Annotated in this window: 18 protein-coding genes and 1 pseudogene; all 19 read right to left on the reverse strand. The window is 63.0% G+C overall.

The window, feature by feature from the left end:
* The coding region (gene rplO / locus EOA32_RS29660; RefSeq protein WP_128373619.1) for a 50S ribosomal protein L15 at window positions 1-248 on the reverse strand (248 nt) is incomplete at its 3' end.
* Window positions 249-271: 23 nt separating this feature from the next.
* Window positions 272-469 (reverse strand): 50S ribosomal protein L30, encoded by a 198-nt coding sequence (gene rpmD, locus EOA32_RS29665; RefSeq protein WP_027170355.1) that lies wholly within the window; start codon window positions 467-469, stop codon window positions 272-274.
* Between the two features lie 25 nt (window positions 470-494).
* Window positions 495-1064 carry a 30S ribosomal protein S5 gene (gene rpsE / locus EOA32_RS29670; RefSeq protein ID WP_027046810.1) on the reverse strand — a complete coding sequence of 190 codons (570 nt, stop codon included), beginning with the start codon at window positions 1062-1064 and terminating at the stop codon, window positions 495-497.
* A 126-nt stretch (window positions 1065-1190) separates the two neighbouring features.
* Window positions 1191-1553 carry a 50S ribosomal protein L18 gene (rplR, locus tag EOA32_RS29675; RefSeq protein WP_066989604.1) on the reverse strand — a complete coding sequence of 121 codons (363 nt, stop codon included), beginning with the start codon at window positions 1551-1553 and terminating at the stop codon, window positions 1191-1193.
* 89 nt (window positions 1554-1642) lie between these two features.
* A complete protein-coding gene (gene rplF, locus EOA32_RS29680) occupies window positions 1643-2176 on the reverse strand; it encodes a 50S ribosomal protein L6 (protein WP_067321468.1) in 534 nt (177 codons plus the stop codon).
* 113 nt (window positions 2177-2289) lie between these two features.
* A complete protein-coding gene (rpsH, locus tag EOA32_RS29685) occupies window positions 2290-2688 on the reverse strand; it encodes a 30S ribosomal protein S8 (RefSeq protein ID WP_066989600.1) in 399 nt (132 codons plus the stop codon).
* A gap of 12 nt (window positions 2689-2700) precedes the next feature.
* A complete protein-coding gene (gene rpsN / locus EOA32_RS29690) occupies window positions 2701-3006 on the reverse strand; it encodes a 30S ribosomal protein S14 (RefSeq protein WP_095777623.1) in 306 nt (101 codons plus the stop codon).
* A gap of 26 nt (window positions 3007-3032) precedes the next feature.
* Window positions 3033-3611 (reverse strand): 50S ribosomal protein L5, encoded by a 579-nt coding sequence (gene rplE, locus EOA32_RS29695; RefSeq protein WP_095777622.1) that lies wholly within the window; start codon window positions 3609-3611, stop codon window positions 3033-3035.
* Entirely contained in the window at window positions 3604-3918 is a 315-nt protein-coding gene (rplX, locus tag EOA32_RS29700; RefSeq protein WP_059188493.1) for a 50S ribosomal protein L24, read from the reverse strand. The genes rplE and rplX overlap by 8 nt, the downstream gene beginning before the upstream one ends.
* A gap of 12 nt (window positions 3919-3930) precedes the next feature.
* Window positions 3931-4299, reverse strand: coding sequence for a 50S ribosomal protein L14 (gene rplN, locus EOA32_RS29705; protein WP_006205457.1), 369 nt, complete (start codon window positions 4297-4299; stop codon window positions 3931-3933).
* Between the two features lie 81 nt (window positions 4300-4380).
* Window positions 4381-4620: a 30S ribosomal protein S17 gene (gene rpsQ, locus EOA32_RS29710; protein ID WP_040970380.1), complete on the reverse strand. Its 240-nt coding sequence runs from the start codon at window positions 4618-4620 to the stop codon at window positions 4381-4383.
* Between the two features lie 11 nt (window positions 4621-4631).
* Window positions 4632-4832 (reverse strand): 50S ribosomal protein L29, encoded by a 201-nt coding sequence (gene rpmC / locus EOA32_RS29715; protein ID WP_128373620.1) that lies wholly within the window; start codon window positions 4830-4832, stop codon window positions 4632-4634.
* Between the two features lie 12 nt (window positions 4833-4844).
* Window positions 4845-5258: a 50S ribosomal protein L16 gene (gene rplP, locus EOA32_RS29720; RefSeq protein ID WP_027170364.1), complete on the reverse strand. Its 414-nt coding sequence runs from the start codon at window positions 5256-5258 to the stop codon at window positions 4845-4847.
* Between the two features lie 27 nt (window positions 5259-5285).
* Window positions 5286-6008: a 30S ribosomal protein S3 gene (gene rpsC / locus EOA32_RS29725; protein WP_066989596.1), complete on the reverse strand. Its 723-nt coding sequence runs from the start codon at window positions 6006-6008 to the stop codon at window positions 5286-5288.
* On the reverse strand, window positions 6008-6397 hold the full coding sequence (rplV, locus tag EOA32_RS29730; protein ID WP_066989594.1) for a 50S ribosomal protein L22: 390 nt from the start codon (window positions 6395-6397) through the stop codon (window positions 6008-6010). The genes rpsC and rplV overlap by 1 nt, the downstream gene beginning before the upstream one ends.
* Window positions 6398-6399: 2 nt before the next feature.
* On the reverse strand, window positions 6400-6678 hold the full coding sequence (gene rpsS, locus EOA32_RS29735; RefSeq protein ID WP_006205463.1) for a 30S ribosomal protein S19: 279 nt from the start codon (window positions 6676-6678) through the stop codon (window positions 6400-6402).
* Window positions 6679-6694: 16 nt separating this feature from the next.
* A complete protein-coding gene (gene rplB / locus EOA32_RS29740; RefSeq protein ID WP_040970375.1) occupies window positions 6695-7528 on the reverse strand; it encodes a 50S ribosomal protein L2 in 834 nt (277 codons plus the stop codon).
* A 22-nt stretch (window positions 7529-7550) separates the two neighbouring features.
* Window positions 7551-7844, reverse strand: coding sequence for a 50S ribosomal protein L23 (locus EOA32_RS29745; protein WP_040983033.1), 294 nt, complete (start codon window positions 7842-7844; stop codon window positions 7551-7553).
* Window positions 7841-7916, reverse strand: a pseudogene (locus EOA32_RS29750) (50S ribosomal protein L4); the annotation flags it as partial. The gene EOA32_RS29745 and the pseudogene EOA32_RS29750, both read right to left, overlap by 4 nt.

Raw genomic sequence — 7916 nt, forward strand, 5'->3', positions numbered from 1 at the left:
GCCTGGATGCGGGCCAGCGACACGACCGTGAAGCTCTTGCCGAACAGGTTGTTGAAGCCGCGCTTCGGCAGGCGCCGGTAGAGCGGCATCTGGCCACCCTCGAAGCCGTTGATGGCGACACCGGAGCGTGCCTTCTGGCCCTTGACGCCGCGACCGGCGGTCTTGCCAGAGCCGGAGCCGATGCCGCGACCGAGGCGCTTCCTGGAGTGCGTGGCGCCGTCCTTGTCACGCAGATCGTTGAGTTTCATGTTTCTGTCTCCTGCGCTTCCGTTCAGGCCTCGTCCACAACGCGGACGAGGTGCTGGACGGCGGCGATCATGCCGCGCACCGAAGGGGTGTCTTCCAGCGTACGCCGCTTGTGCATCTTGTTGAGGCCGAGGCCGACCAGCGTCGCGCGCTGCTCCTTCGGCCGGCGGATCGGCGAACCGATCTGCTCGACGGTGATGGTCTTGGTAGCTTTCTTGGCCATGGTCGAAATCCCTGGTCAGCGTCGACTATTCTTCGGCCGCGACGGCGGTGCCGCGGCGGGCCTGAAGGGTCGAGTACTTGATGCCGCGCGCAGCAGCCACATCCTTCGGATGCATCTGGCTCTTCAACGCGTCGAAGGTGGCGCGAACCATGTTGTATGGGTTCGACGAACCCATCGACTTGGCGACCACGTCATGCATGCCGAGCGTCTCGAAGACGGCGCGCATCGGGCCGCCAGCGATGATGCCGGTACCCTGCTTGGCGGCGCGCAGCAGAACGCGTCCGGCGCCCCAGCGGCCCTCGACGTCGTGATGCAGCGTGCGGCCCGAACGCAGCGGCACGAAGATCATGTCGCGCTTGGCCGATTCGGTCGCCTTGCGGATCGCCTCCGGCACTTCGCGCGCCTTGCCGTGGCCGAAGCCGACGCGGCCCTTCTGGTCGCCGACGACGACGAGCGCGGCAAAGCCGAAGCGACGGCCGCCCTTCACCACCTTGGCGACGCGGTTGATGTGGACAAGCTTGTCCACCATGCCGTCGTCGCGCTCTTCGCGTTCACGCTCGCGGCCGCGGCCGCCTTCCCTACGTTCCTGTGCCATATCCTAGTCCTTGTTCTTTTCCGGAAGCACGGGTTGCTGTTTGCCGGCGCCTCTATCGACACCGGCGGTGAATTTCTCCTTTGCATGATCTTGTCCGAAAAGTCTGCAACTTTTCGGGATCATGCATTAGAAGCTCAGACCGCCTTCGCGGGCAGCCTCGGCCAGCGCCTTGACGCGGCCGTGATAGATGTACGGGCCACGATCGAAGACGACTTCCTTGACGCCGGCCTTCGACGCGCGCTCGGCGATCAGCTTGCCGACCGCGGCAGCAGCGGCGCTGTCGGCGCCGGTCTTGAGCGAGCCCTTCAGCTCCTTCTCCAGCGTCGAGGCGGCGGCCAGCGTGTGGCCCTTCGCGTCGTCGATGACCTGGACGTAGATGTGCTTCGAGGTGCGATGCACCGAAAGCCGCGGCCGCTCGCCGGCGACCTTCTTGAGCTGGCGGCGCACGCGCTGCGCGCGGCGCTGGGTGGTTTCTTTGGGGCTAGCCATCGTGTCTGTTCCTTGCCTTCAGAAAACGGGGGCAACCGTGTGCGGTAGGCCAAGCCTCCCGCGGTCGCGCCCCGCGGCGTTCAAAAGTCTTACTTCTTCTTGCCTTCCTTGCGGACAATCCGCTCGTCGGCGTAGCGAACGCCCTTGCCCTTGTAGGGTTCGGGGCCGCGATACTCGCGGATCTCGGCCGCGACCTGGCCGACCTGCTGCTTGTCGATGCCGGAGACCGTGATTTCGGTCGGCTTCGGCACGGAGATCGTGATGCCCTGCGGCGTCTCATAGACCACGTCGTGGCTGAAGCCGAGCGCCAGCTGCAGGTTCTTGCCCTGCATGGCGGCGCGATAGCCGACGCCGGTGATCTCGAGCTTCTTCTCGAAGCCGTCCTTGACGCCCTGCAGGATGTTGACGATCTGCGTGCGCGACATGCCCCACTTGGCGCGGGCGGTCTTGGTCTGGTCGCGCGGCTCGACCGAAATCTCGGCGCCTTCCATCTTGACCAGCACTTCGTCGTTGACCACGAACTTCAGCTCGCCCTTGGGGCCCTTGGCCGTCACGGTCTGGCCGTTGACGGTTGCGGAGACGCCCTGCGGCAGCGAAACGGGTTTCTTTCCGATACGAGACATTGTTGTCTCCTCTTCCTTTACTGCTGTGAATGGTGAATGGTGAAATGGCGAACGGCGCGGTCAAAAGTCCCGTGCAGTCTCACCATTCACTATTCACCATTGACCATTCACCCTTAGAAAATCTGGCAGAGGATCTCGCCGCCGACATTCTGCTCGCGCGCTTCGTGATCGGCCATGACGCCCTTCGGCGTCGAAAGGATGGCGATGCCGAGGCCGTTGGCGACATGCGGGATCGACTTGGCCGAGACATAGACGCGGCGGCCGGGCTTCGAGACGCGCTCGATTTCGCGCACGACCGGAGCGCCGTCGAAATACTTCAGCTCGATCTCGATTTCCGACTTGCCGTTCTCGAAGTCAGTCTGGCTGTAGTCGCGGATATAGCCTTCCGACTTCAGCACTTCGAGGACGCGGGCGCGCAGACGCGAGGCCGGAGTCGAGACGCTCGACTTCTTGCGGCCATAGGCGTTGCGGATGCGGGTCAGCATATCGCCGAGAGGATCGCTCAATGACATCTCAGTGTCTCCTTACCAGCTCGACTTGACCAGGCCCGGGATCTGGCCGTTGTTGCCCAGATCGCGAAGCGCGATACGCGAAAGCTTGAGCTTGCGATAGTAGGCGCGCGGACGCCCCGTTACTTCGCAGCGGTTGCGGATGCGGATCTTGGCCGAGTTGCGCGGCAGCGCCGAAAGCTTCAACTGGGCGCGGAAACGCTCTTCCATCGGCTTGGACTGGTCCATGACGATTTCCTTGAGCGCCTTGCGCTTGGCGGCGTACTGACCGGCAAGCTTGCGGCGCCGGTTGTTCTTCTCGACTGAGCTGGTCTTTGCCATTTCAGATTTTTCCTTTTTCGCTGCCGTTACTGGCGGAAGGGGAAGTTGAAGGCCTTGAGCAGCGCCCTGGCCTCGTCATCCGTCTTCGCCGTCGTACAAACGATGACGTCCATGCCCCAGACCTGATCAACCTTGTCGTAGTTGATCTCCGGGAACACGATGTGCTCCTTGATGCCCATGGCGTAGTTGCCACGGCCGTCAAAGCTCTTCGGGTTCAGTCCGCGAAAGTCGCGAACGCGCGGCAGCGCGATGTTCACGAGGCGGTCGAGGAACTCGTACATGCGTTCCTTGCGCAGCGTGACCTTGGCGCCGATCGGCATGTTCTCGCGCACCTTGAAGCCCGCGATCGAATTGCGGGCGCGGGTGACGACAGCCTTCTGGCCGGCGATCAGCGCGAGGTCCTCGGCCGCGACCGAGGGCTTCTTGGAATCGCCGGTCGCTTCGCCGACACCCATGTTCAGCACGATCTTGTCGATGCGCGGAACCTGCATCTCGTTGTCGTAGCCGAACTGCTCCTGCAGCGCCTTGCGGATGGTCTCCTGATAGACCTTCTTGAGGCGCGGCTCGTTCTTGGCAGCTGCCTGCTTGGTTTCAGCTTTAGCCATTGATGACTTCTCCCGAACGCTTGGCGACGCGCACCTTCTTGCCGTCCTTCTGGATGGCGAAGCCGACGCGGGTCGGCTTGCCGTCCTTGGGGTCGGCCAGCGCGATGTTCGACAGGTGGATCGGCGCTTCCTTGGTGATGATCCCGCCCTCTTGGGACTGGGTCTGCTTCTGGTGACGGCGAATGAGGTTCACGCCGCGGACCAGCGCGGTGTCTTCCTTCGGCTGCACCGACAGGACTTCGCCCGAACGGCCCTTGTCCTTGCCGGCAAGCACGACGACCTTGTCGCCTTTTCTGATCTTTTGCATGGGTCCGGCTCCTTACAGCACTTCAGGCGCGAGCGAGATGATCTTCATGTGGTTCTTGGCGCGAAGCTCGCGCGGAACCGGCCCGAAGATACGCGTGCCGATCGGCTCTTTCTTGTTGTCGACGAGAACGGCCGCGTTCTTGTCGAAACGGATCACGCTGCCGTCCGGACGGCGGATGTCCTTGGCCGTGCGAACCACGACCGCCTTCATCACATCGCCCTTCTTAACGCGGCCGCGCGGGATGGCTTCCTTGATCGACACCACGATGATGTCGCCGACGGAGGCATACTTCCGCTTCGAACCGCCCAGCACCTTGATGCACATGACACGACGGGCGCCGGAATTGTCCGCGACGTCGAGGTTTGTTTGCATCTGAATCATGACTGGCCGCCTTCTTCTTTTCTAACGGGACGGGCTTTCACCCCTCCCCGGTCTGTCCAAAATTCGTTTCGTTCGCCCGGATCAAGCCTGATCCGCGGTGATGACGACCCAGCGCTTGTCCTTGGAGATCGGCTTCGATTCCTGGATGAACACCTGGTCGCCGACCTTATGGGCGTTGTTCTCGTCATGCGCCTTGTACTTCTTGGTCAGGCGCACGGTCTTCTTCATCACGGGATGCGTGAAGCGCCGCTCGACCTTGACGACGACCGTCTTCTCGTTCTTGTCGCTGACGACGGTGCCCTGCAGGATGCGCTTTGGCATGGTTCTCGTCCTTAAGCCTTCTTGGCCGCGGCTTTTTCCGCGGCGATGGTCTTGATGCGCGCGATGTCCCTGCGGACCTGCTTCACGCGTGCGGTCTTCTCGAGCTGGCCGGTGGCCTTCTGGAAGCGCAGATTGAACTGCTCCTTCTTGAGGGTGGCCAGGTCGTCGGCCAGCTGATCCTGGGTCTTGGTCCGGATGTCTTCGGCTTTCATGATCGCCTGTCCTTATTCTGCGATGCGCTGCACGAAGCGCGTCTTGACCGAGAGCTTGGCGGCGCCGAGACGCAGGGCCTCACGCGCAGTTTCTTCGCTGACGCCGTCGATCTCGAACATGATGCGGCCAGGCTTGACGCGCGCCGCCCAGTAGTCGACGGCGCCCTTGCCCTTACCCATGCGCACTTCGGTCGGCTTCGAGGTGACCGGCAGATCCGGGAACACCCGGATCCAGACGCGGCCGGCGCGCTTCATCTCGCGGGTGATCGCGCGGCGGGCCGCCTCGATCTCGCGCGCGGTGACGCGGTTCGGCTCAAGCGCCTTCAGCCCGAAACCGCCGAAATCCAGATTGGTGCCGCCCTTGGCGGTACCGTGGATACGGCCCTTGAACTGCTTGCGGAACTTTGTGCGCTTTGGCTGCAGCATCGTTCTAACTCCAAATTCTCAAATTTCTCAGGCGTTCTCGCGACGGCGACCGCGCTCGCGCTCGCCGGTCTGACCGCCGTGATCGCCTTCCGTGGCGCGACGCTCCGACGCCATCGGGTCGTGCTCGAGGATCTCGCCCTTGAACACCCACACCTTGACACCGCAGATGCCGTACGCCGTGTTCGCCTCGGCCGTGCCGTAGTCGACATCGGCGCGCAGCGTGTGCAGCGGCACGCGGCCTTCGCGGTACCACTCCATGCGCGCGATTTCAGCGCCGCCGAGACGGCCGGAGCAGTTGATGCGGATGCCTTCGGCGCCGAGACGCATGGCAGACTGAACGGCGCGCTTCATGGCGCGACGGAACGCAATGCGGCGTTCGAGCTGCTGCGCGATCGACTGGGCGATCAGCGTGGCGTCGATTTCCGGCTTGCGCACTTCAACGATGTTGAGGTGCGTCTCGGACTTCGTCATCTCCATCAGCTTCCTGCGGAGCTTCTCGATGTCGGCGCCCTTCTTGCCGATGATCAGGCCCGGACGCGCGGCATGGATGGTGACGCGGCACTTCTTGTGCGGACGCTCGATCACGACCTTGGAGATCGCGGCCTGCTTGAGTTCCTTCTCAAGATACTTACGGATCTTGATGTCTTCATGCAGCAGCTGACCGTATTCGCCGGTGTTCGCGAACCAGCGCGAATCCCAGGTGCGGTTGATGCCGAGACGCAGCCCGATCGGATTGACTTTCTGGCCCATTATGCGGCCTCCCCTTTTTCCTCGACTTCACGAACGACGATCGTGAGGTGCGAGAACGGCTTTTCGATACGGCTGGCGCGACCACGGCCACGCGCGTGGAAACGCTTCATGACGATCGACTTGCCGACATAGGCTTCCGATACGATCAGCGCATCGACATCGAGGTCGTGGTTGTTTTCCGCGTTGGCGATCGCCGACTCCAGGGTCTTCTTGACCGTGCCGGAAATCCGCTTCGCCGAGAATTCGAGGTCGGAAAGCGCTGTCGCGACCTTCTTGCCGCGGATCAGCGCGGCAACCAGGTTCAGCTTCTGCGGGCTGATACGGATGGTGCGCAGAACGGCGCGCGCCTCGTTGTCAGCAAGCCTGCGCGGAGCTTTGGCCTTGCCCATGATTATTTCCTCTTCGCCTTCTTATCCGCGCCATGACCGTAATAGGTCCGGGTCGGAGCGAATTCACCGAACTTGTGGCCGACCATGTCCTCGTTCACGGAGACGGGAACGTGCTTCTGGCCGTTGTAGACACCGAAGGTGAAGCCGACGAACTGCGGCAGGATGGTGGAGCGACGGCTCCACATCTTGATCACCTCATTGCGACCGCCTTCACGAACCTTGTCCACCTTCTTGAGAAGGTAGCCGTCGATGAAGGGGCCTTTCCAAATCGAACGAGTCACTTGGCGTTACCTCTTCTTAGCTCTTGCGCTGATGGCGCGAGCGCACGATGAACTTGTCGGTCGCCTTGTTGGACCGCGTCTTCTTGCCCTTGGTCGGCTTGCCCCAGGGCGAAACCGGGTGACGGCCACCCGAGGTGCGGCCTTCGCCACCACCGTGCGGATGATCGACCGGGTTCATGGCCACACCGCGATTGTGCGGGCGCTTGCCGCGCCACACCGTGCGGCCGGCCTTGCCGTCGTTGATGTTGCCGTGATCGGGGTTCGACACGGCGCCGACGGTGGCCATGCAGGAGCCGTGCACGACGCGCTGCTCGCCCGAGTTGAGGCGCAGGATCGCCATGCCCTGGTCGCGGCCGACGAGCTGGGCGTAGCCGCCCGCCGAACGGGCGACCTGGCCGCCCTTGCCCGGCTTCAGCTCGATGTTGTGGACGATCGTGCCGACCGGCATCGAAGCCAGCGGCATCGCGTTGCCCGGCTTCACGTCGACCGCTTCGCCGGCCACGATCTTGTCGCCGGCAGCCAGACGCTGCGGCGCCAGGATGTAGGACAGCTCGCCGTCGTCATACTTGATCAGCGCGATGAAGGCGGTGCGGTTCGGATCGTATTCGATGCGCTCGACCGTGCCGACGACGTCGTACTTCTTACGCTTGAAGTCGATGATGCGGTACGAACGCTTGTGACCGCCGCCGATGAAGCGGGCCGTGATGCGGCCGTAGTTGTTGCGGCCGCCCGACTTGGTCAGGCCTTCGGTCAGGCCCTTGACGGGCTTGCCCTTGTAGAGGCCCGAGCGGTCGACGATGACCAGCTGACGGGTGCTCGGCGTTACCGGGTTGAATTTCTTGAGTGCCATTGTCCTGTCCTCGCGGCCTTGCTCAGAGACCCGTCGCGACGTCGATCGACTGGCCGTCGGCCAGCGTCACAACCGCCTTCTTGACGTCGCCCTGGCGGCCAACCGTGCCGCGGAAGCGCTTGATCTTGCCCTTACGGACGAGCGTGTTCACGGCCGTAACCTTGACCCCGAAGAGAGCTTCCACGGCGGCCTTGATTTCCGGCTTCGACGCCTTCTTGGCGACATTGAAGACGACCTGGTTCTGCTCGGAAGCCATGGTCGACTTTTCGGTGATCGCCGGCGAGACGATCACGTCGTAGTGACGGAGGTCGGTCATTTGAAGCGCTCCTCGAGAGCCTCGACGGCGGCCTTCGAAAGGACCAGCGTGCCGCGGCGCAGAATGTCGTAG

This window comes from Mesorhizobium sp. M1A.F.Ca.ET.072.01.1.1 (assembly GCF_004023325.1).
Taxonomy (GTDB): Bacteria; Pseudomonadota; Alphaproteobacteria; order Rhizobiales; family Rhizobiaceae; genus Mesorhizobium.

Excerpts from the sequence above, each read along its gene's own strand:
- rpmD (WP_027170355.1), bottom strand. The coding sequence starts at position 469 with ATGGCCAAGAAAGCTACCAAGACCATCACCGTCGAGCAGATCGGTTCG.
- rpsE (WP_027046810.1), bottom strand. The coding sequence starts at position 1,064 with ATGGCACAGGAACGTAGGGAAGGCGGCCGCGGCCGCGAGCGTGAACGC.
- rplR (WP_066989604.1), bottom strand. The coding sequence starts at position 1,553 with ATGGCTAGCCCCAAAGAAACCACCCAGCGCCGCGCGCAGCGCGTGCGC.
- rplF (WP_067321468.1), bottom strand. The coding sequence starts at position 2,176 with ATGTCTCGTATCGGAAAGAAACCCGTTTCGCTGCCGCAGGGCGTCTCC.
- rpsH (WP_066989600.1), bottom strand. The coding sequence starts at position 2,688 with ATGTCATTGAGCGATCCTCTCGGCGATATGCTGACCCGCATCCGCAAC.
- rpsN (WP_095777623.1), bottom strand. The coding sequence starts at position 3,006 with ATGGCAAAGACCAGCTCAGTCGAGAAGAACAACCGGCGCCGCAAGCTT.
- rplE (WP_095777622.1), bottom strand. The coding sequence starts at position 3,611 with ATGGCTAAAGCTGAAACCAAGCAGGCAGCTGCCAAGAACGAGCCGCGC.
- rplX (WP_059188493.1), bottom strand. The coding sequence starts at position 3,918 with ATGCAAAAGATCAGAAAAGGCGACAAGGTCGTCGTGCTTGCCGGCAAG.
- rplN (WP_006205457.1), bottom strand. The coding sequence starts at position 4,299 with ATGATTCAGATGCAAACAAACCTCGACGTCGCGGACAATTCCGGCGCC.
- rpsQ (WP_040970380.1), bottom strand. The coding sequence starts at position 4,620 with ATGCCAAAGCGCATCCTGCAGGGCACCGTCGTCAGCGACAAGAACGAG.
- rpmC (WP_128373620.1), bottom strand. The coding sequence starts at position 4,832 with ATGAAAGCCGAAGACATCCGGACCAAGACCCAGGATCAGCTGGCCGAC.
- rplP (WP_027170364.1), bottom strand. The coding sequence starts at position 5,258 with ATGCTGCAGCCAAAGCGCACAAAGTTCCGCAAGCAGTTCAAGGGCCGT.
- rpsC (WP_066989596.1), bottom strand. The coding sequence starts at position 6,008 with ATGGGCCAGAAAGTCAATCCGATCGGGCTGCGTCTCGGCATCAACCGC.
- rplV (WP_066989594.1), bottom strand. The coding sequence starts at position 6,397 with ATGGGCAAGGCCAAAGCTCCGCGCAGGCTTGCTGACAACGAGGCGCGC.
- rplB (WP_040970375.1), bottom strand. The coding sequence starts at position 7,528 with ATGGCACTCAAGAAATTCAACCCGGTAACGCCGAGCACCCGTCAGCTG.
- EOA32_RS29745 (WP_040983033.1), bottom strand. The coding sequence starts at position 7,844 with ATGACCGACCTCCGTCACTACGACGTGATCGTCTCGCCGGCGATCACC.